Here is a 700-nt window from a genome sequence, read left to right on the forward strand (position 1 = left end):
TCTGGTTTGACGACGTGGGATTTCAACTCGAGCAATGCGTTCCTCGATGAGCCGGGCCCCGGCAAATGGACGCTGGAAGTGGCCGATATGGGGTTGAAAGACGGTGCCGCACCACGAGGCCAGTTCAAATCCTTCAAGATCCGTGTTCTGGGACATTGACCATGAGAATCAAGACAATCCTGTTTTCAATCTGTGCAGTGGTGTCGGTGACATCCACGGCTTACGCTCAATCGCAGAAGGAGGCGCGACAGAAAGAAGCGCGTGCCCAACTGCAGCGAGCCGCTGTTGGCGGCAAAGCCTTCCAGGTCGGCGATACCCGGTTCGCGTTCGTACCCACGGCTGAGGTGAAGAAAGCGGACGCGAATACCGCCCCCTCCATTCCGACGGTCGGCGGTTACGCCATTATCTGGTCGCCTCGAGTTTCCGGCAGCTTGCGGACGCAGAGTGCAACTCCGACAGCATCCGCCGGCGATGCGAAGCTTGTGGCTGCGGTTTCTGAGAGCGGGCAACCCGTCGTGGCGACTTCCAGGGTGAAGGTGTTCTCCGACGATGCCGCCGCCATCCAACGCGCTGCCCGGGTGGCTGGGGGCAAGGTGGTGTACTCGTCGAAAGCGGCGGGCATGGCAAGCGTTGAGTTCGACTCAGTGAATGCCGCGCTGGACGCTACGGCACGAATCATGGGGGCCGCCGGTATCCGGGG

The 700-nt window shown here is 61.1% G+C and carries 2 protein-coding genes; both read left to right on the forward strand.

Features of this window, described 5'->3' with window-relative positions:
- The first annotated feature begins 6 nt into the window (after nucleotides 1-6).
- Complete coding sequence (locus LG367_RS18370) at nucleotides 7-159, forward strand: proprotein convertase P-domain-containing protein (RefSeq protein WP_226470726.1); 153 nt, start codon at nucleotides 7-9, stop codon at nucleotides 157-159.
- A gap of 2 nt (nucleotides 160-161) precedes the next feature.
- The coding region (locus tag LG367_RS18375) for a DNA breaking-rejoining protein (RefSeq protein WP_226470724.1) at nucleotides 162-700 on the forward strand (539 nt) is incomplete at its 3' end.

Origin of the sequence: Luteimonas panaciterrae (genome assembly GCF_020511115.1) — a bacterium.
In the GTDB taxonomy this organism is placed as follows: Bacteria; Pseudomonadota; Gammaproteobacteria; order Xanthomonadales; family Xanthomonadaceae; genus Luteimonas; species Luteimonas panaciterrae.